Source organism: Devosia sp. YR412 (assembly GCF_900110945.1).
GTDB lineage: Bacteria > Pseudomonadota > Alphaproteobacteria > Rhizobiales > Devosiaceae > Devosia.
This window is the reverse complement of sequence record NZ_FOFL01000002.1, coordinates 373,887-394,290: the sequence shown is the minus strand read 5'-3', so window position 1 is coordinate 394,290 and position 20,404 is coordinate 373,887. Positions and strand designations below refer to the sequence as shown.

At 62.0% G+C, this 20,404-nt stretch carries 25 protein-coding genes; 7 read left to right on the top strand and 18 right to left on the bottom strand.

What is annotated here, in order from left to right:
* Positions 1-123 precede the first annotated feature (123 nt).
* The 12 genes from BM045_RS08210 to BM045_RS08155 form a co-directional block, all read right to left on the bottom strand.
* On the bottom strand, positions 124-555 hold the full coding sequence (locus BM045_RS08210) for a DUF3995 domain-containing protein (protein WP_092182034.1): 432 nt from the start codon (positions 553-555) through the stop codon (positions 124-126).
* Complete coding sequence (locus BM045_RS08205; protein WP_092182031.1) at positions 552-1,214, bottom strand: urease accessory protein UreF; 663 nt, start codon at positions 1,212-1,214, stop codon at positions 552-554. Before BM045_RS08205 ends, BM045_RS08210 begins: the two co-directional genes overlap by 4 nt.
* Positions 1,211-1,675 (bottom strand): urease accessory protein UreE, encoded by a 465-nt coding sequence (locus BM045_RS08200; protein ID WP_092182028.1) that lies wholly within the window; start codon positions 1,673-1,675, stop codon positions 1,211-1,213. Before BM045_RS08200 ends, BM045_RS08205 begins: the two co-directional genes overlap by 4 nt.
* Positions 1,676-1,701: 26 nt before the next feature.
* Positions 1,702-2,289, bottom strand: coding sequence for a hypothetical protein (locus tag BM045_RS08195; protein WP_092182025.1), 588 nt, complete (start codon positions 2,287-2,289; stop codon positions 1,702-1,704).
* A 4-nt stretch (positions 2,290-2,293) separates the two neighbouring features.
* Positions 2,294-2,674 carry an MliC family protein gene (locus tag BM045_RS08190; protein ID WP_170848438.1) on the bottom strand — a complete coding sequence of 127 codons (381 nt, stop codon included), beginning with the start codon at positions 2,672-2,674 and terminating at the stop codon, positions 2,294-2,296.
* 95 nt (positions 2,675-2,769) lie between these two features.
* On the bottom strand, positions 2,770-3,222 hold the full coding sequence (locus tag BM045_RS08185) for a DUF4126 family protein (RefSeq protein WP_092182020.1): 453 nt from the start codon (positions 3,220-3,222) through the stop codon (positions 2,770-2,772).
* A gap of 72 nt (positions 3,223-3,294) precedes the next feature.
* On the bottom strand, positions 3,295-4,368 hold the full coding sequence (locus BM045_RS08180) for a tetratricopeptide repeat protein (RefSeq protein WP_092182017.1): 1,074 nt from the start codon (positions 4,366-4,368) through the stop codon (positions 3,295-3,297).
* A 9-nt stretch (positions 4,369-4,377) separates the two neighbouring features.
* Complete coding sequence (gene ureC, locus BM045_RS08175) at positions 4,378-6,087, bottom strand: urease subunit alpha (RefSeq protein ID WP_092182014.1); 1,710 nt, start codon at positions 6,085-6,087, stop codon at positions 4,378-4,380.
* Positions 6,088-6,098: 11 nt separating this feature from the next.
* Positions 6,099-6,509, bottom strand: coding sequence for a hypothetical protein (locus tag BM045_RS08170; protein ID WP_092182011.1), 411 nt, complete (start codon positions 6,507-6,509; stop codon positions 6,099-6,101).
* Positions 6,510-6,567: 58 nt separating this feature from the next.
* Complete coding sequence (locus BM045_RS08165) at positions 6,568-6,876, bottom strand: urease subunit beta (protein WP_092182008.1); 309 nt, start codon at positions 6,874-6,876, stop codon at positions 6,568-6,570.
* A gap of 8 nt (positions 6,877-6,884) precedes the next feature.
* Positions 6,885-7,187: an urease subunit gamma gene (locus BM045_RS08160; RefSeq protein ID WP_092182005.1), complete on the bottom strand. Its 303-nt coding sequence runs from the start codon at positions 7,185-7,187 to the stop codon at positions 6,885-6,887.
* A gap of 9 nt (positions 7,188-7,196) precedes the next feature.
* Entirely contained in the window at positions 7,197-8,000 is an 804-nt protein-coding gene (locus BM045_RS08155; protein ID WP_244522927.1) for an urease accessory protein UreD, read from the bottom strand.
* A 119-nt stretch (positions 8,001-8,119) separates the two neighbouring features.
* Here BM045_RS08155 and BM045_RS08150 point away from each other — a divergent pair, with 119 nt between their 5' ends.
* On the top strand, positions 8,120-8,449 hold the full coding sequence (locus BM045_RS08150) for a hypothetical protein (RefSeq protein WP_092182000.1): 330 nt from the start codon (positions 8,120-8,122) through the stop codon (positions 8,447-8,449).
* A 55-nt stretch (positions 8,450-8,504) separates the two neighbouring features.
* On the opposite strand, the gene urtE is transcribed toward BM045_RS08150, so the two are convergent.
* The 5 genes from urtE to urtA form a co-directional block, all read right to left on the bottom strand.
* Positions 8,505-9,209 carry an urea ABC transporter ATP-binding subunit UrtE gene (gene urtE, locus BM045_RS08145; protein WP_092181997.1) on the bottom strand — a complete coding sequence of 235 codons (705 nt, stop codon included), beginning with the start codon at positions 9,207-9,209 and terminating at the stop codon, positions 8,505-8,507.
* Complete coding sequence (urtD, locus tag BM045_RS08140) at positions 9,206-9,955, bottom strand: urea ABC transporter ATP-binding protein UrtD (RefSeq protein WP_092181994.1); 750 nt, start codon at positions 9,953-9,955, stop codon at positions 9,206-9,208. Before urtD ends, urtE begins: the two co-directional genes overlap by 4 nt.
* Positions 9,956-9,959: 4 nt before the next feature.
* On the bottom strand, positions 9,960-11,135 hold the full coding sequence (gene urtC / locus BM045_RS08135; protein WP_092181991.1) for an urea ABC transporter permease subunit UrtC: 1,176 nt from the start codon (positions 11,133-11,135) through the stop codon (positions 9,960-9,962).
* Positions 11,132-12,763 (bottom strand): urea ABC transporter permease subunit UrtB, encoded by a 1,632-nt coding sequence (gene urtB, locus BM045_RS08130; RefSeq protein WP_092181988.1) that lies wholly within the window; start codon positions 12,761-12,763, stop codon positions 11,132-11,134. Before urtB ends, urtC begins: the two co-directional genes overlap by 4 nt.
* Positions 12,764-12,835: 72 nt before the next feature.
* Positions 12,836-14,089 (bottom strand): urea ABC transporter substrate-binding protein, encoded by a 1,254-nt coding sequence (urtA, locus tag BM045_RS08125; RefSeq protein WP_092181985.1) that lies wholly within the window; start codon positions 14,087-14,089, stop codon positions 12,836-12,838.
* Between the two features lie 840 nt (positions 14,090-14,929).
* Between urtA and BM045_RS08120 the strand changes: the two genes are divergently transcribed.
* From BM045_RS08120 to BM045_RS19305, 5 genes are all read left to right on the top strand, one after another.
* A complete protein-coding gene (locus tag BM045_RS08120; protein ID WP_139198756.1) occupies positions 14,930-15,766 on the top strand; it encodes a hypothetical protein in 837 nt (278 codons plus the stop codon).
* Between the two features lie 186 nt (positions 15,767-15,952).
* Positions 15,953-16,981 (top strand): ABC transporter substrate-binding protein, encoded by a 1,029-nt coding sequence (locus tag BM045_RS08115; protein ID WP_092181980.1) that lies wholly within the window; start codon positions 15,953-15,955, stop codon positions 16,979-16,981.
* Positions 16,982-17,093: 112 nt separating this feature from the next.
* Positions 17,094-17,882, top strand: coding sequence for an ABC transporter ATP-binding protein (locus tag BM045_RS08110; RefSeq protein ID WP_170848437.1), 789 nt, complete (start codon positions 17,094-17,096; stop codon positions 17,880-17,882).
* A complete protein-coding gene (locus BM045_RS08105; protein ID WP_092181977.1) occupies positions 17,879-18,700 on the top strand; it encodes an ABC transporter permease in 822 nt (273 codons plus the stop codon). The genes BM045_RS08110 and BM045_RS08105 overlap by 4 nt, the downstream gene beginning before the upstream one ends.
* A 28-nt stretch (positions 18,701-18,728) precedes the next feature.
* Entirely contained in the window at positions 18,729-18,857 is a 129-nt protein-coding gene (locus BM045_RS19305) for a hypothetical protein (RefSeq protein WP_280139451.1), read from the top strand.
* Here BM045_RS19305 and BM045_RS08100 read toward each other — a convergent pair.
* Entirely contained in the window at positions 18,854-19,291 is a 438-nt protein-coding gene (locus BM045_RS08100; protein ID WP_092181974.1) for a MarR family winged helix-turn-helix transcriptional regulator, read from the bottom strand. The genes BM045_RS19305 and BM045_RS08100 overlap by 4 nt on opposite strands.
* A gap of 220 nt (positions 19,292-19,511) precedes the next feature.
* Between BM045_RS08100 and BM045_RS08095 the strand changes: the two genes are divergently transcribed.
* Positions 19,512-20,402, top strand: coding sequence for a branched-chain amino acid aminotransferase (locus BM045_RS08095; protein ID WP_092181971.1), 891 nt, complete (start codon positions 19,512-19,514; stop codon positions 20,400-20,402).
* Positions 20,403-20,404: the final 2 nt, after the last annotated feature.

Here is a 20,404-nt window from a genome sequence, read left to right as displayed (position 1 = left end):
GCCGCCTGACGCGGCTTTCTGCGCTTCCGGTGCTCACGTACCCAAACGTACGCTCCGCTCCGGTTCTCGAAAACCACGCCATTCGACTCGCATGAGCGAATTCTGAAATGAAGCCTTCCGATTTCATAGCAGCCTCATGATGGCGAGTGCGAGGAAGCCGGCGCCGACAAACAGGCACATCGGGGAATAGACGCGCCGGTCGTTGAGCCGGAAATTGGGTTCGGGGGTCTGATTGGCCCACCAGGCGGTGTAGCCGATACCGCCGCGGGCGAGGAACAGCAGGGCAAAGACGAAGCCCGCAATGGTCAGCCAGAGGCCGTTGCCATCGTGATCGGCCAAAGCCAGTGCAGCAATGCCGGCGAGCAGGATGAAGACGGCAACGCCGAAGGAGGCGAGGCGCGGTGGCATGTGCTCGATGCCAGCGGTACCGACCACTGTCTGGGCCAAGAGTTTTTCGCCACGGATCGGCCAGGTCTTGCCGATCGACCACAGGAAGTGGGCGGTGGAGACGGCCAGCAGGGCGATGAACATGAAGGCGGCGATGAGCATGCTCATGAGCGGAAGATTCTCGTGGTCAGGGTTTCGTGCGCCATTTGGGCGATATCGGCGGCATAGGCCACCGAGCCGATGTCGTCCAGCGCGGCATGCTGGCACAGCGATGCCATGCTGGCTATGGAACTTTCAAGCGCGGCCAAGATCGCGAGGCCGTCGGACTGGCCGATGGGGATCAGCCGGACGGCGACGGAAACCTGGCTGTGGATGGTGGCGGTTAGGTAGGCGAGGAGTGCCGCTTCGAGGTCGATGCCGTGACCGGCGGCGATGGCGCCGACGGCTATGGGATAGGGGCAGGGATCGGGCAGATTGGCGAGAACCGGCGTTGGCCAGGCTTTGGCGGCCGTGGCAAAGGCGTGGCCGGTGATGGTGGTTTCGTCGTGGCGCTCGCGGGCGGGCGTCAGGGCGAGGCAGAGATCGGCCAAGTCGCGCAGCGCGGAAGGATCGTGGGCGGCGCGATGGGCGTGGGCGAAGAGAATGCCGTCGGTGCGCAGGCTGCCGTGGTTGAGCGCGCCGGAAATCCAGTCCTCGGTGGTGAGGCGGTCATGCACCGCACGCGACGCGATGGCGGATTCAAGGCCTGCCGACCAGGCGAAGGCGCCGACCGGGAAGGCCGGCGATAGCCAGGTCAGCAGTTTTTGCAGGTCGGAATTTGCCGTCATCGGGCGAGGAGGGCGTGGCCGCTGTCGGCGTGGCTGTGATAGGCGCCATGCTCGGCATAGAAGGGCTCGCTGACATTGCTGATCGTGGCGCCGAGGCCTTCCAGCATGGTCTTGAGCACATGGTCGCGCTTGATGAGGATGCGGGCTTCTTCGAGCTGGGCTGAGGTGTGGCGGTTGCCGATGTGCCAGGCAAGGCGGACGAGGTGGGCAGTGTCGCGGGCGCGGATTTCGTAGAGCAGCTCTTCGGCCGCGATGATGCCGACGAGACGGCCGTCTTCCAGCTCAAGGGCACTGCCGTGTTCGAGCGTCAGCGTCTGGGGGAAGTCGACCATAACCTCGTCGCCACCCTTGAGGCGCAACAGCTTGCGGCGCAGTCGGCGTTCGGTGTGTTCGAGGGTGACGCTGTCATAGGGGAGGCCCCGGCCATGGTCGGGCGGGAGGATGGATACGGCGCGCAGCATGGGCTTGATAAGGATCTCTGTGGTCGTCAGGTCACCGTATAGAAAAACCGGCTGATCCAATAGGCCTGATAGGCCAGATGCACCATTACTGCGGCGAGTTGTATGCGGCGGTCGGAGGAGCGAATAGCGATGATGCAGATGACCAGGCCGAAGGGCACCTGGATGAAATAATCCCAGCCGAAACGCTGCCAATAGGTGCCGCCCTTGATCAGCGTATCGATTGCGTCGAGGAAAAAGGTCGCGGCGAACAGGCCGAAGAACCAGCGGCGGCGCTTGAGGAAGAAATCCTCGTAGCCGTCATATTCGGCAATATTGTCTGGCGAGAGCAGGGCGGCCAGCAGGAACAGGGTCACCGCATAGACGATGAGGAAAAGCGTGATGGCGAAGGTCCAGTGTTCCAGCTTGTAGAGGGCGAATTCCCACCACCAGAACAGCACCAGTTCGACGAGGATCGAGACGATCCACAGCAGGTGGAGAGATGACAGTTTCGCCCGCTGCGGATGCTGGATCATGCCGGCGACGGTCATCAGCAGGCGAGTGATGCCCAGGCCGACGATCATGCCCATGACGATGCGGACATGGGGGAAGAGTTCGACCGGCGAAAGCTGATCCATGGGCCTATGGGGTGTTGATGAATTCCGAGCAGGTAAGCACGGCTTCGACATCGTCGCCAAGCGTGGTGTCGTAAAGGCTGGCATCGGAGCCGCGGGTTTCCCAGGCCCATTTGCCCGAGACGTAACGCACGCCGGAGGCTGCGACGGTCGAGACGAAGACCAGTTCCTCGGGCTCTTCGGCGATCGGGACCAGGGCCAGGAAATTGGGCGCGGCGTTGATGTAGGTGACGGTGATCGGGGTCTCGATGGCGCAGTCATAGGTCATGACGTGGCGCTCGAAATCGCGGCCGGCATTGAGTTCGATCTGCAACGAGGTCTGGGCGGCATTGGCGGCGGTCGGCAAGAGCAGGGCGGCGATGGCCGCGACGAATAGCGCACGTGTCATGTCTCGGGCTCCTCTTTGCAAGCAAGGTGGCCGAGTCGCATGGCAAAGTCGTGATGATTTGGCGGGCGAGCCGGGTGATGGCTCGCCCGTTTGCATCAGGCGAGGTAGACGACCAGGAAGGCGAGGGCCACGGCCACGACGTCTTCGACCAGGGCGGCGGGCAGGTCGCGGCCAAAGGCTTTGGCCAGGCGGCCGCGAATATCGGCGCCGAGATAGGTGCCGATAACCGCGCCGACAGCACCGAGCAGCGCGCCGATGATCCAGTTGGTAGGCAGCAGCAGCGCGCCGGTCAGGGCGCCGAGCACAATGCGGGCGCCGAACTGCATCGGTACCTTGCGGCTGGGCGTATTGGGCAGCTGGTCGGTGACCAGTTCGACAAGGGCCAGCAGGGTAATGATGATGACGGCAATGATATTGCCGAGGAAGGCGGCCGGCGTGGCGCTGAGGTCGATCCAGCCGAGATATGCGCCCCAGGAGATGGCGGCCAGCGGCGTCATGGCGCGCAGGCCTGCAGTAATGCCAATCACGATGGCAAGAAGATAGATCATGACGAAAGCCCCTTGGCGGCCAAGCGCCGCGCAGCAGTATTGGCGCTTTCGGGGGCGGTCAACAAGAGGCGTTCAGGAACGCCGGAGCAAGTAAAGCGTGCCCAGAACGGGCTGATTGCGTTCCTGGCGCAGGGTCATCTGCTGTTGTTCAAGGATGATAAATCCATGCGCTTCCGCCAGATAGGCAATATAGGCGGGGGAATGGGCATAGCGGCCGCTGGTGCGCAGGGTGATGTTCTGGTCCTCGTTAGTTTCAACCGAAAAAACGAAGAGGCCCGCCGGGGCGAGGACTTTGGTGGTGGCGGCAAAGATCGGCGCGAGATCGCCGAAGTAGACGAAGACATCGCCGGCGGCGGCGAGATCATAGGGGCCGGCGAGGGCCGGGTCGGTTGCGAGGAGTTCGGTCGCATCGCCGACGCGGAGGTGGCGGTAGATGTCGCGCTCGCGGGCCTTGCGCACCATCTGCGCGGCGATGTCGATGCCGTCCATGATGGCGATGCGATCCTGCAGCGCCGCGCCGACAAGGCCGGTGCCGCAGCCGAGGTCAAGCAGGCTTTGCGGTGCATAAGGGGCGATGAGGTCGCGGATATAGCTGGGGGTGCGGTAGCCAAGGGTGCCGGTCAGATGGCTGTCGAAGGTTTCGGCATAGGTGTCGAACAGGTCGGCGACATAATTGGCCGAGGCTGACGGATTGGCGCCGGAGAGGGCGGCGACCATGTGGGCGGCGTATTTGTCATAGGGCAGCACGGCGAGGGCGGCCTTGAAGGCGGTCAGTGCTTCGGCGGGATTGCCGAGCAGCTGGTGGCACTGGGCGAGGCCGCGCAGGGCGGTGGCGTCGCGCGGGCGCTGGTCGAGGGCGCCGCGGAAGTTTTTGAGGGCGGTGGCGGGGTCACCGCTGGCGAGCTGGGCAGCGCCGAGTTCGGCCAGCAGGTCTGGCGAGGGATCGGGCTGCTGGGCGGCCAGGGTCAGGTGCTCGACGGCCGTTGACGGATCGCCGGCCTGCATGGCAAGTGCGGCGAGCAGGCGCTGGGCGCCGAGACTTTCGGGCTCACGCTGGGCGATGGTGGTGGCGAGCGATCGGGCGGCGTCGAGCTGGCCGCCGCGGCGCAATTGCCAGGCGTCGGCCAGCGTTGGTGTATCGGTCATACGCCCTGTCTAGAACAGGAAGTAGCGCTGCGCCATGGGGAGGACGGTGGCGGGCTCGCAGGTGAGCAATTCGCCATCGGCATGGACTTCGTAGGTTTCCGGATCGACCTGAATGTCGGGCGTCGCCGAATTGTGGATCATCGAATGCTTGCCGATGCCGCCGCGGGTATTGGTGACCGGCAGCATCTGCTTGGCGACCCCGAGCTTGCCACGCAGGCCGTCATCATAGGCGGCCTGGGAGACGAAGGTGACCGAGGAATTGGTCAGCAGCTTGCCGAAGCTGGCGAACATCGGGCGGTAGTGCATCGGCTGCGGCGTCGGGATCGAGGCATTGGGATCACCCATCGGGGCGGCGGCGATGGAGCCGCCGAGCAGCACCATTTCCGGCTTCACGCCGAAAAACGCCGGGTGCCAGAGCACCAGGTCGGCGCGCTTGCCGGGCTCGATCGAGCCGATGTGCTGGCTCATGCCGTGGGCGATGGCGGGGTTGATGGTGTATTTGGCGATGTAGCGCTTGACGCGGAAATTGTCGTTGTCGCCGATTTCCTGGGCCAGCTTGCCGCGCTGGCGTTTCATCTTGTCGGCGGTCTGCCAGCAGCGGATCAGCACTTCGCCGACGCGGCCCATGGCCTGGCTGTCGGACGAGATGACCGAAAGGGCGCCCATGTCGTGGAGGATATCCTCGGCGGCAATGGTTTCCTTGCGGATGCGGCTTTCGGCGAAGGCGACGTCTTCCGGAATGTTGGGCGAGAGATGGTGGCAGACCATGAGCATGTCGAGATGCTCGGCAATGGTGTTGATCGTGTAGGGCCGGGTCGGGTTGGTCGAGCTCGGGATGACATTAGGGAGGCCGGCGACACGCAGGATGTCGGGGGCATGGCCGCCGCCGGCGCCTTCGGTGTGGAAGGCGTGAATGGTGCGGCCCTTGAAGGCGGCGATGGTGTCTTCGACGAAGCCGCTCTCATTGAGCGTATCGGTATGGATCATCACCTGGACGTCATAGTCGTCGGCGACCGAGAGGCAATTGTCGATGGTGGCTGGGGTGGTGCCCCAGTCCTCATGCAGCTTGAGGCAGGATGCGCCGGCCAGGATCATTTCAGCCAGCGGAGCGGGGCGGGAGGCATTGCCCTTGCCGGCCAGCGCCAGGTTCATCGGGAAGCCGTCGAAGCTCTCGATCATGCGCTGGATATGCCAGGCGCCGGTGCAGGTGGTGGCCAGCGTGCCATGGGCCGGGCCAGTGCCGCCGCCCAGCATGGTGGTGACGCCGCTCATAAGCGCTTCCTCGATCTGCTGGGGCGCGATGAAGTGGATATGGGCGTCCATGCCGCCGGCGGTCAGGATGCGGCCCTCGCCGGCGATGACTTCGGTAGAGGGGCCGATGATGATGGTGACGCCCGACTGGGTGTCGGGATTGCCGGCCTTGCCGATGGCGTGGATGCGGCCATCCTTGAGGCCGACGTCGGCCTTGAAGATGCCGGTGACATCGACGACCAGCGCATTGGTGATGACGGTATCGACGGCGCCCTCGGCGCGCGTGCGCTGCGACTGGCCCATGCCGTCACGGATGACCTTGCCGCCGCCAAACTTCACCTCTTCGCCATAGGTGGTGAAATCCTTCTCGACCTCGATGAAGAGCTCCGTATCGGCCAGGCGCACCTTGTCGCCGGTCGTGGGACCATACATGTCGGCATAGGTGGCGCGAGAAATGCGAGCGGGCATGGTGCCTCCGGCTAGTTCTGGGAATCCGTCTGCGACTGGACGTAATTCCGGTAATTTGTGTGGGTGGTTTCGATGATGTCGTCGAGCAGGGCCCCGCCCTGCTGCAGTTGCGGATAGTCGCTCCCGAGAGCGGCCAGCGACATGCCGATGATCTGGAGGGCATAGGCGTAGTTCACCTTGTCCTCGTCGAGCATGCGGTTGCCTTCGGCATCGATCTGCTGGAGCAGCTTGATGATGTCTTCGCGGGTCACGGCGGCCTTGAAGTCGGCCCAGCTGTTGAGGCCCTTGCCCATGTCGACGAGATTGGCGGCGGCGGCACCGAGCAGGAACATGGCTTCGCCATTCTCGGCGCCTTCGCGGCGGAGATCGTCGAGAAGTGTCGTGATCTTGCTGAGCAGAATGGTCTCGGATTTGTGGGGCATGTCTGGCTCCTGAGGACTGTGCCGGCCTTGTAGTGCGGTTCGCACGGCAGGCACAGTGCTAGTCGAGGGCTCCCATGATCTGCTGGCGGAAGCCATAGACCGCGCGATCGCCGCCAAGTGGGATCAGCCGCACCTCGCGGGCCTGGCCCGGTTCGAAGCGAACCGCCGTGCCGGCCGCGATATCGAGGCGCATGCCACGTGCCTTGTCGCGGTCAAAGCTGAGGCCGGCATTGGCTTCGAAGAAATGGTAGTGCGAGCCGACCTGGATCGGGCGGTCGCCGGTGTTGGCAACTTCCAAGGTCAGCTGCATCGCATCGGCATTGAGCAGGATTTCGCCAGCCTTGGGGATGATTTCGCCTGGGATCATGAGGGCACCTATCGGATCGGCTGGTGAACGGTGACGAGCTTGGTGCCGTCGGGGAAAGTGGCTTCGACCTGGATGTCGTGGATCATCTCGGGGATGCCTTCCATGACCTGGGCGCGGGTGATGACATGAGCGCCCGCTTCCATCAGTTCGGCGACGGGGCGGCCGTCGCGGGCACCTTCGACGACGAAGTCGGTTATCAGCGCGATGGCTTCGGGATGGTTGAGCTTGACGCCGCGCTCGAGGCGCTTGCGGGCGACGATGGCCGCCATGGCGATCAGCAGTTTGTCTTTTTCGCGGGGGGTCAGGTTCATAATGAGATCCTAGAGATGCCAGAGGCGCGGCAGCGAACCGGCGCCGGAGAGTTCGGCCAGAATTGGAACGATCAGGCGGCGCAAGGCAAGCCCGGTTTGCGATAAAGCGCGAATGACCAGCCGTTCTCCATTGGCGCTGGCGGCGATACGGCCATCCTGCGGCAGAATAGTGCGGATGCGCGCGAGCTGGGCGTGGCATTGTTCAGCATCGGGCGCGACGTGCAGGATGGTGGCAAAGGCGCGCTTGCCGGCGAGCAGCGACAGGCCGTTGCGCTCGGTCAGCGTGCCATCGAGCCGGGTGGCCTCGGCGTGGATCAGCCGGCCATTGCGGCGAATGCGCCAATTGTCGCGCAGGCGGGCATCGAGGGCGGCCTCGCCCATGGCGTCGCGGCCCAGGAGAATGGCTTCGACGGCGGTGAGGCTGCTGCCATTCGCCAAGTCGATCTCGATCTTGCGGTCGAGCTGGCTGGCGGCGAACAGGATGGTTTCCTGCGGTAACCAGTCGAGATGGGCATTTTCCGCGACCGACAGGCGCGTCTCGACACGGGCCGGGCCGCCAATGGAGCGATAGATGCGTTCGCAGGCCTGGGTGGTCAGGACCATGCGGCCATTGGGAGCCAGATCGGCGGACCAGCGCATGACGTCGCCGCCGGTGAGGCCACCCGCGGTATTGATCAGTACGGCCTCAAGCGCCGGCGAATGGGTATTGGGCAGGCGAATCTTGGCGCAGCCTTCCTGGTAGAGCGTGGCCAGATGGGTGACGCCATCGCGCTGCTTGCTAGAAACGCCGCCCACGCCAAATGCACGTTGCATGCGGGTGCTTGGTGTACTGTTTGCTGTTCCAACATTTTTTTCGGCAACGATTGTCAAAGGTCGGCGTTTCCTAAGCGAGCAGGTGCTCATTTAATGAGACATTACAGAAGGCTATTCAAATGCACACCAAGACCATTATCTCTGCAGCCGCCCTCGCAATCACCCTTGGCTTTGCCGGCCCAGCGTTCGCGCAGGCCGTGACCCTTGGCGCCCATACCGTTACCGAGGCCGAAATGCCTCTCGTTCAGACCCGTTGCGACGAGCTGAGCGCAGCATCCACTGCAGCCAGCGATGGTAGCACCGACACCACCGCCAATGTTCCTACCCCTGCGGGCACCACGACCGAAGGTGACGGCGAACAGGGTACTGAAGAAGGCACTGCCGGCCTGATCGAACTCGACACCATCACCCTCGAGCAGTGTGTCGAAGCTGGCCTGATCGCCAACTAATCGACTACTGTAGAATTCAAGAAACGCCCGGCTTTTGCCGGGCGTTTTTTGTTGTCTAGACCATGAGATGGCGGCGCACCTCTGGCAGATCGAGATCGCTGGAGGGGCCTGCATGCTGGATTTCGCCGCGATCCATGACATAGATGTCGTCGGCAATCTCACGGCAGAAATCGAGAAACTGTTCAACGAGCAGAATCGTCATGCCCTTTTCGTCGCGCAGAAATTGCAGCGCGCGGCCGATGTCCTTGATGATCGAGGGCTGGATACCCTCGGTGGGTTCGTCGAGCACCAGAACCTTGGGTCGGGTGACCAGCGCACGCCCGATCGCGAGCTGTTGCTGCTGGCCACCCGAGAGGTCACCGCCGCGCCGGCCCAGCATGGACTTCAGCACGGGGAAAAGCTCGAAGATGTAGGGCGGAATGTTCTTTTCAGACCGGGGCAGGCCGGCAAAGCCGGTTTCGAGGTTTTCCTTCACCGTCAGCAAGGGGAAGATTTCACGGCCCTGCGGCACATAGCCGATACCCATGCGGGCGCGCTTGTAGGGCGGGGATTTTTTCAAGACCTCCTCGCCGAACTTGATGTCGCCGGCGGTGATGTTGTTGACGCCGGTGATGGCGCGCAGGGTCGAGGATTTGCCGACGCCATTGCGGCCAAGCACGGCGGTGATGCGGCCGGGCTGGCAGGTGATCGAGACGGACTTCAGCGCCTGGGCGGCGCCGTAGTGCAGGTCGATGGCATTGATCGAGAGGGCGGTGCTCATCGGCCGAGATACCTTTCGATGACGACGGGATTGGCGCTGACCTGATCGAGACTGCCCTCGGCCAGGACGGAGCCTTCGGCGAGGCAGGTGACGCGCGAGCCCAGCTCGCGAACGAAGCTCATGTCATGCTCGACGACGACGACTGAGCGGGTCTTGGCGATATCCTTGAGCAGCTTGGCAGTTTCGACGGTTTCGCTGTCGGTCATGCCGGCGACGGGTTCGTCGACGAGCAGGAGTTTTGGATCCTGCGCCAGCAGCATGCCGATTTCGAGCCACTGTTTCTGGCCGTGGCTGAGATTGGCGGCATAGTCGTCCTTACGCGCGATCAGACGAACCGTTTCGAGGATTTCGGTGATGCGGGCGATATCAGCGGCGTCGGCGGTGTAGAACAGCGTGGCGAAGACGCCGCGCGGCTTCTTCAGCGCCATTTCGATATTGTCCCAGACAGTGTGGCTTTCGAAGACCGTAGGTTTCTGGAACTTGCGGCCGATGCCCAGATTGGCGATGGCGGCCTCGTCGAGCTTCGTGAGATCGGTGCGGCCATCGAACAGCACCTGGCCATCGTCGGGCCGGGTCTTGCCGGTGATGATGTCCATCATGGTGGTCTTGCCGGCGCCATTCGGGCCGATGATGGCCAGCATTTCGGCCGGGTGGACGATGATAGATAGGTTGTTGATGGCCTTGAAGCCGTCGAAGGCGACGGAGACGCCATCGAGATAGAGCATGGTGCCGGTCTTGTCGGTCATGGCTCTACTCCGCCGGATTGGGTTGGGGATCGACGCCGGCCTCGACCTGCTTCGGCGTCGGGTCGCCGCGATCATGCTGCTCGCGCTTGGTGGTGGCGGCGCGATACTGGCCGATCAGGCCGACGATGCCCTTGGGCAGGAACAGCGTTGTTACGACGAAGAGGGCGCCGAGGGCAAACAGCCAATATTCGGGGAAGGCGCCGGTGAAGTAGCTTTTGCCGACATTGACCAGGATACCGCCGATGATCGGCCCGATGATGGTGCCGCGGCCGCCGACGGCGGTCCAGATGACGACCTCGATGGAATTGGCCGGATCGAATTCGGACGGGTTGATGATGCCGACCTGCGGCACATAGAGCGCGCCGGCAATGCCGGCGATGATGGCTGAGACGACGAAGGCAAAGAGTTTCACATATTCGACGCGGTAGCCGATGAAGCGGGTGCGGCTTTCGGCATCGCGCACCGCGACCATGACCTTGCCGAGCTTTGAATTGACCACCATGGAGCAGGCTAGAACGGCCAGAGCCAAGGCAATGGCCGAGGCGGCGAAGAGGCTGGCGCGGGTGCCGGGGGCAGAGATCGACTGGCCAAGGATATCCTTGAAGTCCGTCAGGCCGTTATTGCCGCCAAAGCCCATGTCGTTGCGGAAGAAGGCCAGCAGCAGGGCATAGGTCATGGCCTGGGTGATGATCGAGAGATAGACGCCGGTGACGCGGCTGCGGAAGGCGAGGAAGCCGAAGACGAAGGCGAGGAGGCCAGGGACCACGACCACGGCGATCATGGCGATCCAGAAATTGTCCATGCCATACCAGTACCAGGGCAGTTCCTTCCAGTTCAGGAAGACCATGAAGTCGGGCAGGATGGGATTGGCATAGACGCCGCGGGTGCCGATCTGGCGCATCAGATACATGCCCATGGCATAGCCACCGATGGCAAAGAAGGCGCCGTGGCCGAGCGAGAGAATGCCGCAATAGCCCCAGACCAGATCAAGTGCCAAGGCGAGCATGGCATAGGTCAGATATTTGCCGAACAGCGGCACGACATAATTGGGCAGGCGCAGCGGGTGGCCGGTGGGCAGCAAGAGATTTGAGGCGGGAACCAGGATGGCGACGGCCAAGAGGATGGCGACGATCCAAATGGCCTTTTTGTCGAGGGCGCGGAACAGGGCTTGCGTAATCATGCTTCGATCGAGCGTCCCTTGAGCGCGAAGAGGCCGCGGGGACGGCGCTGGATGAACAGGATGATGAGGACGAGGATAATGATCTTGCCCAGCACCGCACCGGCATAGGGCTCGATGAATTTGTTGGCGATGCCCAGGGTCAGGGCGCCGACCAGGGTGCCCCAGAGATTGCCGACGCCGCCGAAGACCACGACCATGAAGCTGTCGATGATGTAGCCCTGGCCGAGGTTTGGCGAGACGTTGCCGATCTGGCTGAGCGCCACGCCGGCGAGGCCGGCAATGCCCGAGCCGAGGCCGAAGGTCATGGCATCGACCAGGGGCGTGCGGATGCCCATGGAGGAGGCCATGCGGCGGTTCTGGGTGACGGCGCGCATATGCAGGCCAATGGCGGTGTATTTGAGCACGCAGAGCAGGGTCAGGAAGACCATGATGGCGAAGATGACGATGTAGAAGCGGTTCCAGGTGATGGCGAGACCGCCGAGTTCGAAGGAGCCGGACATCCAGCTCGGATTGCCGACTTCACGGATATTGGCCGTGAAGATGCGTTGCACGGCCTGCTGGATGATCAGCGACAGGCCCCAGGTGGCGAGCAGGGTTTCGAGCGGCCTTCCGTAGAGGAAGCGGATGATGCCGCGCTCGATGGCAATGCCGATAAGGCCGGTGACGAGGAAGGCCAAGGGCAGGGCGATGGCCAGGGACCAATCGAACAGGCCCGGGAAATTCTGGCGGATGATCTCCTGCACCACGAAGGTGGTATAGGCGCCGAGCATGACCATTTCGCCGTGGGCCATGTTGATGACGCCCATGACACCGAAGGTGATGGCGAGGCCGATGGCGGCGAGTAGCAGCACCGAGCCGAGCGAGATGCCGAACCAGACATTTTGGGCGACATCCCAGACAGCACGATCGCGGGCCAGACCGTCAATGGCCGACTGGATGGTCGGCTGCAGTTCGGCGGGGGCACCGGCCAGAGCGGTGGTGAGGATATTGAGGGCGTCGCGGCCACCGATGGCCTGGGCAATCGGGACGGCGGCGGTCTTTTCCTCGATCGAGGCTTCGGGGGTCTTCAGCATGATGACGGCGCGGGCGCGCTGCATGATCAGCTGGATGTCGTCATCGGTTTCGGCGGCAATGGCGCTGTCGAGCAGTTCGAGCTGGGCCGGGTCGGCGTCGCGCAGGATGGACTGGGCGGCAAAGCGGCGGACACCGGCGTCTTCGCTGAGCAGGGTCATCTGGCCGATGGCGGTGCGCAGGACGCGGCGAAGGCCGTTGTTGACCTTGACCTTTTCGAGACCATCTTCAGTGAGGGTTGGCAGTTCGGCGCCGGTGACCGGGTCCGATATGGTGCCCTTGCCTGAGGGGGCGGAGGTGAAGACCACCTTGCCGGTGGCATCATCGAAATAGAGTTCGCCTTCGAGCAGCACTTCGAGGATCGGGACGACGCGCTGGTCACCGGTGGTGACGAGCACGCCGATGGCGCCTTCGCGGTCCTTGAAATTGCCGGGCGCCAGGGCATCGACCAGGGGCAACAGGTCGGCATCGGCGATCTGGGCCTGGGCGGGAACGGCGAGGCCGAGCGTAAGGACAAGGAAGAGCGCAATGCGCTGGAGGAACAGAATAGCGTTCATCTTTGGCCTCGGCGTTTGGTCGGGCAGGAGAACGAAGGCGGCGAACCGCCTTCGTCCGGAGTTCAGAGCCGGTTACGGCGTGGCGGTATCGCCGCCGCAGGTCTTGGTCTCGGTATTGTAATTGCCGCAGGAGATCGGCGCCGTCCAATCGGCTTCGATCATCTTGGACTCGGGCAGGAAGTCGGACCAGGCATCGCCGGGGACGAGATCGGATTCCGAGACGACTTCGAACTGGCCGTCGGCCTGGATTTCACCGATCAGCACGGGCTTGGTGATGTGGTGGTTCGGGAGCATCTTGGCGATGCCGCCAGTCAGGTTCGGGGTTTCGAGGCCGATGATGGCGTCGAGCACGGCGTCGGTGTCGGTGGTGCCGGCCTTTTCGACGGCCGCAACCCAGAGGTGGAAGCCGATGACGGTGGCTTCCATCGGGTCATTGGTGACCTTTTCCGGATCGTTCATGAAGGTCTGCCAGGCGGAGATGAACTCCTCGTTGGCAGGGACATCGACGGACTGGAAGTAGTTCCAGGCAGCGAGGTGACCGACCAGCGGGGTGGTGTCGAAGCCGGCGAGTTCTTCTTCACCGACGGAGAAGGCGACGACGGGGATGTCTTCGGCCTTGATGCCCTGGTTGGCGAGTTCCTTGTAGAACGGCACGTTGGCGTCGCCGTTGATCGTCGAGACGACGGCGGTCTTCTTGCCAGTCGAGCCGAAAGTCTTGATGTCGGAGACGATGGTCTGCCAATCGGAATGACCGAAAGGCGTGTAGTTGATCATGATGTCTTCTTTGGCGACACCCTTGTCCATGAGGTATTGCTCAAGGATCTTGTTGGTGGTCTGCGGATAGACATAGTCGGTGCCGGCCAGAACCCAGCGTTCGACACCTTCGTTTTCCATCAGGTAGTCGACAGCAGGGATGGCCTGCTGGTTCGGTGCAGCGCCGGTGTAGAACACGTTGCGCTGGGATTCTTCGCCTTCGTACTGCACAGGGTAGAAGAGGATCGAGTTGAGCTCTTCAAACACCGGCAGCACCGACTTGCGCGAGGAGGAGGTCCAGCAGCCGAAGACGGCGGCGACGCCGTTGACTTCGATCAGCTCGCGGGCCTTTTCAGCAAACAGCGGCCAGTCGGAAGCAGGGTCGACGACAACAGCTTCGAGCTGCTTGCCCAGGAGGCCGCCCTTCTTGTTCTGCTCGTCGATCAGGAACAGCATGGTGTCCTTGAGCGTCGTTTCGGAGATAGCCATCGTGCCCGACAGCGAGTGGAGGACACCGACCTTGATCGTGTCGTCCTGAGCGAATGCCGGAACGGCAATTGCGCCCATAGTCATAGCCACGCCCAGCCCCAGACCCGCAATTGCGCGGTTTACTACTGTCATGTTTACCTCCGACAGATGTGTGTTTGCACCGTCGAGTAAATTGCAAAGCCCGTGCCAGTGCTTTGGCATGACAGCTAAGATATTGATTCAGCTTGTGTCAGGCGGATTTTTGCCAGGTGCAGCAATGCTTATGTTCGGCTGCTGCATGCAGGTGCTGCTGCTTTTATGGGCAGTGATATTCATGGCTGATTAATAACTGAGCGGTGTGCACTTTCGCTGTTGGAAGCCTGGGCTGTCAGGCCGCCCGTACGCCGCCGAAGGCTAAGGTAATGTCTGACACCAAAGATTTTCTTCGTCCGAAGCTGTTTGGACAAATGGCATCGACCCCAGGTTCCGGCGGGGGCTGGCGGGCATTTGATATCCACGGTGACAGCCGTTCGGCCTCGTACGCGACAATAGCGGCGGCTCCGTCGGGAACCCTTGATCCCTAGCCTCGTTATTCGACCGAACCGGATACGATGAAAATGATCCGGACAGGTTTTGGCGCCCAATCCTCCAGGGGTGCCATCCGATCGGTAGACGGCTGCAGAGGCTGACGCTCCTTTGTGGTGTCTCCGGTGGGGGCGCGAAACTTCGGTTTCGCGCCCTTTTTGTTTTGCAAGTCGATTCAAGTCCTTGCTGCGCCCCAATTTAAAATCCTTTCAAATGTGAAAATGACTCGATTCAAATATCGATGAAGGATTCATCACGCAAAAACCGAGTCTTGATGACTCGCTTTGAGTCTTGAAACATATCTGAGAAGAAGACGTATCTTGATTGCAGCCAATTGGGGCTCGTCCGAGGAGAGATGCTATGAAGTCTTATATCGCCGTAGTGCTTGCCGGTGTCCTTTTTGCCACTACGGGTATTCCCGTACACGCCCAAGACTTGCTTGGGGGCCTCTTGGGTGGTGACGGTCTTGGTTCTGTACTTAACGTTGACTCTGGCGCTGCTTCAAATCAGGGTCTGGTCAATGTTGGTCTCGGCGGCGGTGGCGGCAATATTCTCGACGTCAATCTTGGCGGTAGCTCGGCTCCGATCGCTGATGTCAGTGTCAGCAACAACAATGGTGGCCTGGGTGTTGGTGCAGACGTGCTCAGCGGCACCGCAACGGCCGACATCGGTGTCGGCGGCGGCAGCAATCTGCTGACGACCAATGTGGGTCTTGGCGGCGATAATCTGGTCAACCTCAGCATCGGCCTGCCCGGCAGCACGCCTGGTACGCCCGGTGCACCTGGGACCCCCGGTACCAATGGCCGCAACGGCAACAATGGCAATGGCGTGACTGCCAACAACGGGAACAATGGCGTCAACGGCAACAACGGGATTAATGGCAATAATAGCCGCGGTGTTGCTGCTGCCTGCGATGGCATGCCGGCCAATCAGGTGACCCGCCTGTTGCAGTCGACGCGCTTTGACTCCTCGTGGAGCCGCGCTTCCGGCGTCAAGGTCCAGCCGATCGCCGTCTGCTCCGACGTCCGCCAGTGGCTGACCTCGCAGCTCAGTGGCTCGAACCTCGGCGCGGCCCTGCGTTCTGCAGTTCAGTCTGACTCGCTGGTCAATGCCTCGCTGAGCCGCACCAGCTACGGTGCCGACCGCGTGCTGGCCGTCAAGCAGTCGGGTAGCCAGCTGATCGTCTACGTCTACTAACCGCTAAAGACGAGTATCGTCCGAAGCTCCCGGTGCCCTGCGCCGGGAGCTTTTTTGTGCCAAATAAACGCAGAATGCGTAGAATTTATGCAAAGTAATTTTGTGGCGCCTTTGTGGGCGATTTTTCTTGCATGCGTGAAATTCGTAGGCTTGTCTGAGGTATAACCAGAACCGGGGACCTCACATATGCTCAATCGCAGGCTGTTTTCCGCATCCACAATCGCCGCCTTGGCGCTGGCGGGCTTTTCCAGCATGCCGGCCTTTGCCCAGACTGCCGTCAAGCTGACGCTCGACTGGCGTTTCGAAGGTCCGGCAGCCGGCTTTCTGCTGGCGCAGGACAAGGGCTATTTTGCCGAAGAGGGTCTCGATGTGACCATCGACACCGGTAATGGTTCGGTGGAAGCGATTCCGCGCGTGGCGACCGGTGCCTATCAGTTTGGGTTTGGCGACATCAATTCGCTGATCAAGTTCCTCGACGAAGATCCGGCCCAGCCGGTCAAGTCGATCATGATGGTCTATGAGAAGCCGGTGTTTTCGATCATCGGCCGCAAGTCGCTGGGCATTACCGACGATCCGAAGTCGCTCGAAGGCAAGAAACTGGGCGCGCCGCCGCCGGATGGGGCCTTTGCGCAATGGCAGGCGTTCATTCCGGCCGCGGGCCTCGATGCATCGACGATCACCATTGAAAACATTGGCTTCCCGGTGCGCGAGCCGATGCTGGCAAGCGGCGATGTGGACGGCGTGTTCGGCTTTGCCTTCTCGGTGATCCTCAACCTGATCGCCAATGGCGTGCCGGAAGACGATATCTCGACCATCCTCTTCGCCGACCATGGCCTCAATCTCTATGGCAATGCCATCCTGGTGAATGAGGCTTTTGCCGAGGAAAACCCGGAAGCCGTAAAGGGCTTCCTGCGGGCACTGACCAAAGGCTTTGCTGATGCTGTGGCTGATCCGGCGGCCGGTGCGGCGGCTGTCCTGGCACGCAACGAGACGCTCAATCTCGACAGCGAGATTGCCCGCCTGACCATGGCCAATGAGATGAACATCAAGACGCCCTATGTGATCGAGAATGGCTTTGGCGATGTTGATGTTGCACGGCTGACCGCTTCTCTTGAGACGCTGAAGGTGTCCATGGGGCTCAAGGGCGCGGTGACGGCGGCTGACGTCTTCGATGCGCAGTATTTGCCGCCGGCCGAAGAGCGCATGCTGCCCTAGCCTGCACTCGCGCAGCCGGGCCTGAGGGGGCCCGATGCTACTGCCCCGGGCGATTCCTTTGAGGGAACGCGAACTGCCCGGGGCGGGTCTCACTCAGAAGCAGGCGGTCATCATGTCTCCACTGGTTTCCATCGAAAATGTCGACATGCGCTATGGCGGGCCGGGGGGCACGCTGGCGGTGAGCGGGCTCAACCTCAAGATCGAGCGCGGGGAGTTTGTGGCCGTTGTCGGGCCGTCGGGCTGCGGCAAGTCCACGCTGATGAAGCTGACGACGGGGCTGCATATTCCGCAGGGCGGCACGGTGATCGTCGCCAATCAGGAAGTGACCAAGCCGGTTTCCATCGTCGGCATGGCGTTCCAGAACCCGACCATGCTGCCGTGGCGGACGACGCTGGAAAATATCCTGCTGCCGCTAGAGATCGTCGAGCGGCACCGCCATCGGCTGCGGGCGAACAAGAAGGAATATGTCGCCAAGGCCGAGGCCCTTTTGGAGACGGTGGGTCTCAAGGGTTTTGGCGACAAGTTTCCCTGGCAATTGTCGGGCGGCATGCAGCAGCGCGCCAATCTTTGCCGGGCACTGATCCACGAGCCAGAACTGCTGATGCTGGACGAGCCGTTTGGCGCGCTCGACGCCTTCACCCGCGAGGAGCTGTGGTGCGTGATCCGCGACCTGCATGCCAGCCAGGATGTGACCATCGTGCTGGTGACGCATGACCTGCGGGAATCGGTGTTTCTGGCCGACAAGGTGGTGGTGATGAGCGCGCGCCCGGGGCGGGTGATTTCCGAGCATGTGGTGCCATTCGCGCGGCCGCGGCAGCTCGATATTCTCTACAAGCCGGAGTTCAACGACATGGTGCAGGCGCTGCAGGGCGAAATTGCCACCGCGAGGGCTGCAGCATGACCAGTGTCGAAAGCGTTATCGCCGCTTCCACGCTGCCACCGCCCCGGGATGCGTTCCAGATCAACTGGATCCGGCTGGCGCCATGGCTCTACACCATCGGGCTGTTCGTGGTCTGGGAGATCGGGGTGCGCATCTCCGGCCTGCCGCATACCATCCTGCCAACGCCGAGCCGGATTTTCGAAGCGATCGTTCAGTACTGGTCGCCGATCTGGAAGAATTCGCTGCAGACGCTCTACACGACCGTATTGGGCTTTTTCATCGCGGTGATTGCGGGACTGGGGATTGGCCTGTTCATCGGCTGGTCCAAGACCATCTATGCCGGGCTTTATCCGATCATGATCGGCTTCAACGCCATTCCCAAGGTGGCGCTGGTGCCGATCCTCGTGATTTGGTTTGGCATTGGGACGGTGCCGGCAGTGCTGACGGCTTTCCTGATCTCGTTCTTTCCCATTGTGGTCAATGTGGCGACGGGTCTCGCGACGATCGAGCCGGAAACCGAGGATGTGCTGCGAGCGCTGGGCGCCAAGAAGATGGATATCATGCTCAAGGTCGGCATTCCGCGCTCGATGCCATATTTCTTCGGTTCGCTTAAAGTGTCGATCACACTGGCCTTTGTCGGCTCGGTGGTTAGCGAGACCGTGGCCTCCAACAATGGCCTGGGCAATATGATGGCGTCGGCACAGTCGAACTTCAACGTCCCTCTGGTGTTTGCTGGGCTGCTGATGCTGGCGGTTGAAGGCATCGCCATGTACGCGCTGATGGCCTGGCTCGAGAGGCGCATGACCGGCTGGGCGCATCGGTCGACGATGAGCAACTGAGCCCCGTCCGAAAAGTGATCGGCGCCGCTTGAACCACATCAGTGGCGCCGACTTGTATTGGGAGCAGGATGGCATTCCGGGAACGCACAAGCAGTGGCTTGTCGACGAGGACCTGCTCGCCTTCCCCGCTGATTGTGCGCTGACCGTCGGTCTCTAGAGGCCGACGGTCAGGTTCAAGCGATCCAGCACCATGCGATCGGCAGGGTCGACCATGCCGACGAGAAAGCGGGTGACGACCTTGCGCGACTCGGGGGGCAGGGCGGCGATGGCGTCGGTAATTCGGCTGGCTTGGGTGGCGGACAGCGTGGCAAATAGCTGACGACCCTTGTCTGTGGCATGCAGCAAGCGCTGGCGGCGGTCGGCATGGCCGGTCTTTTGCTCGATATAGCCATTGTCGATCAGCTGGCGCAAAACGCGGGCCAGGCTCTGCTTGGTGATCTTGAGGATATCGAGCAGGTCGGCAACAGGCATGCCGGGGCGCAGGTTGACGAAATACAGCACGCGGTGATGGGCGCGGCCGAAACCCTGGCGTTCGAGCATGGCATCGGCGTCGCCGGTAAAGTCGCGGTAGGCGAAAAAGAACAGTCCCATAATGTCGAGGGGGAGGGACTCCCCACCCGGTGGCTGAGAATTTATGTCAGCTATGTTGACATTTTTTTGGGGTGCTGCCATTGTGTTCCCATCAGGACGCCGTTGATGTCTTATCCCTCAGCCTTTGTGGTTTGCCAAGGCCTTGAGCCTGGGGCATGATCGGCGCCAAATCGGGCGACCGCGCAATCGCGGCACCTCAACGAAATTGCGGGAGAGGATCATGGCCGGCGTGCCCATGGACCAGCGTGAAGGCTGGATCTGGTTTGATGGTGAATTCAAGGCTTGGAAAGATGCCAAGATCCACGTGCTGACGCACGGGCTGCATTATGCCAGCTCGGTGTTTGAAGGTGAACGCGCCTATGGCGGCGAGATCTTCAAGTCGCGCGAACATACCGAGCGGCTGATCCGTTCGGCGGCAACCCTGGATATGCCATTTCCCTATTCGGTTGACGAAATCGAGACCGCCAAGCGGCAGGTGCTCGAGAAGAACGGCCTTGTCGATGCCTATCTCCGCCCCGTCGCCTGGCGCGGGTCGGAAGAGCTGAGCGTTCCGGCACGCAACAACAAGGTGCATGTCGCCATCGCCGCCTGGGTGTGGCCGAGCTATTTCTCGACCGAGGAAAAGCTCAAGGGTATTCGCCTCGAGTGGAGCAAGTGGCGTCGTCCAGCTCCCGACACCATTCCGTCTTCGGCCAAGGCCGCCGGTCTCTACATGATCTGCACGCTGTCGAAAGACGCGGCCATGGCCAATGGCTATGCCGATGCGCTGATGCTGGATTATCGCGGCTATGTGGCGGAAGCCACGGGCGCGAATGTGTTCTTCATCAAGGGCAAGGAAATCACCACGCCGACCCCGGATTGCTTCCTCAATGGCATTACTCGTCAGACGCTGATCGACCTGGCCAAGCGCAATGGTTACACGGTGACCGAGCGCCACATCATGCCGGAAGAGCTGAGCCAGTTCGACGAATGCTTCCTCACCGGCACGGCCGCGGAAGTGACGCCGGTCAGCGTGATCGGGGACTACAAGTTTACCCCGGGCGACGCCTGCCGGACGCTGATCGATGCCTATTCGGCAGAAGTCCAACCCAAGCGTGCTGCGGCCGAGTGAGT